Here is a 2056-nt window from a genome sequence, read left to right on the forward strand (position 1 = left end):
GCGTGCCGGTATATCCGCCTGTTTGCGGGTTCAGAAGTGCGTCCATGCCGCGATTGTCATCGCGCGCGCGTGAACGTATTACGTGATGGAGGTCAGTGGGATGCTGCCGCTGTCGTCACATGACCGGCGTGCCGGTGATGTTGCCGGTTTCCGGATGCTTGTGACCGTTGAAGCTCTTGCCGCCGATCACCGCATCGTTGTCGACATTCAGACTGTCGATGCGTGCGCCGTCGCCGCCCGTCATCGACATGCCACCCTTGCCGGTGATCTGCTCTGCGACGTTGAGCGCGTGCTTCATGTTGACGGTCGGCGTGTCGATGTTCACCGACTCTTCGGCGCTGATATTCAGCGTCTTCGTCTTGATGTCGATGACGCGGCCGCGCGAGAAAACGATCGAATCGCCTTCGTCGGTGTAGATCGCTACCTCGCCGGGCTTCAACGCCTTCAAGCGATACTGCGCGTGCTCGGTCGCTATGACGATACCGTGACTCGTCTTACCACCGATCGGCAGGACGATCTTCATCGTGCCGGCCGGCGGCGCACTGGTGTATCCGTAGTGCTGGAACAGCTCTTCGTCGACACCGTTCTCGCCGGCGAGTCCTTCGCCGCGCACCATGCCAACAGGGCCGTCGGTGCTCACGCCGCTGATCACGCCGCGAAACGCCTGGCGCACGCCGGCCAGCATGCGCGACACTCGCTTTTCAACTTCTCGCATCATTTTGTCACCGTCGTGTTGCCGTTTGCGTCCGTCACGACCAGCGAAAGCGGGCCGTCGCCTTTCTTCTTGCGTCGATGCTTGCGCCCTGAATGCGGATGCGCGTCGAGAATCCAGACGCCGTCTTCCTTCAGCGTCAGCGTCGTGTGGGTGCCGCCCGGACGACCGCCCGTGAAGCGGCGCGCCATCAGGAAATAGATGGCGTCGATTCCATATTCTTCCCACACCACATGCACGCGCTGCCCGGGCTTCCATAGCACGCCGTCCGAGGTCCGGTGTCCCTTCACGCTGGCTTTCAACGTATGCGCCGCGAGCGCCGAATCGGAGATGATCTTCTTCGCGCGCGCCTCGGCGGCCGCGAGATTCGGCGCGTCGTGATCGACATACACCTTCGGCCGGTAGACGGAAACGCCGTTGTCTTTTACCGTCACCTTGATCGCATGCTTGCCCATCGCCGAACGGGTGCCGTGCGCCTGGCCGAGTACCGTGACTTCCGAATAGCGCTCGGCAATCGAATCGTCTTCGTCGAACCATTCGACGTTGTTGCCCTTGCCGTCCTCGCGCAGGATCAGGCTCGCAACAGGCGGGGCGTTGTAGTCGGGGCCGCCGATCACAAGCGTGCCGTCCGGTTCGAACCACGGCCACAGACCTTCGCCCTCGGCTGCATGAACGAGCGCATCCCACGCCGTATCCCCCGGATCGACGCTGATCTTGTCCCACGTCGGCTGCGCTCGCGCCGTGTCGATGCGCACCTTCTTGATGCCGAGCGGTTTCACGATGTTCGCGACGACGTCGGCAAGCGTGACTTGCTTCGCGGTAAAGATCGGGGCCGAGCAATCGCGCAGGATCGCGGCATAGTCACGGCCGCTGATCGACAGTGTCTTCTCGGTCTTGCTGGTGCGGCGTCGCACGTTGTCGACGTAGCCGACAAGCACGGTATCGTCGCCGACCTTCACCTGGACGAGTGCGCCAGATTTGACCGTGTCGGGCATCTTGCCGGCCGGGCGCGTGAGCCGCACGTCCCACGCATCGGCCGGCGTCAACAGATCGGAATCGATCGAGTACGACGACCAGACGCTATGTGCCTTGCCGCCGATCAGCAGCGTCACGTCGTTATTGGGCGAAGCCACTGACAGTGTCTCCTCGCTGGATGAAGTTCGGATTGCGGATTTGCGGATTCAGTCGCAGCAGCTCGGACGAGCGCAGGTAGTTGCCGTACCAGAGATGTGCGAGCAACGTCATGTTCGATGGTGCGTCGACGGTACGCGAGATGATCGGCGGCAGGACGTCGATCACCTTGATCGCCAGCTCCTGCACCGTCAGCGCCGTCTCTTTTAACGG

At 62.3% G+C, this 2056-nt stretch carries 2 protein-coding genes and 1 pseudogene; all 3 read right to left on the reverse strand.

Annotation, left to right across the window (positions count from 1 at the left end; genetic code table 11):
• Window positions 1–115 precede the first annotated feature (115 nt).
• Window positions 116–685 (reverse strand): phage baseplate assembly protein V, encoded by a 570-nt coding sequence (locus tag WS49_RS16655; RefSeq protein WP_257130202.1) that lies wholly within the window; start codon window positions 683–685, stop codon window positions 116–118.
• Between the two features lie 29 nt (window positions 686–714).
• A complete protein-coding gene (locus WS49_RS16660) occupies window positions 715–1845 on the reverse strand; it encodes a phage baseplate assembly protein (RefSeq protein ID WP_059530607.1) in 1131 nt (376 codons plus the stop codon).
• A pseudogene (locus WS49_RS35655) lies at window positions 1829–2056 on the reverse strand (multidrug DMT transporter permease); the annotation flags it as partial. The pseudogene WS49_RS35655 and the gene WS49_RS16660, both read right to left, overlap by 17 nt.

Source organism: Burkholderia sp. RF7-non_BP4 (assembly GCF_001521935.1).
GTDB classification, from domain to species: domain Bacteria; phylum Pseudomonadota; class Gammaproteobacteria; order Burkholderiales; family Burkholderiaceae; genus Burkholderia; species Burkholderia diffusa.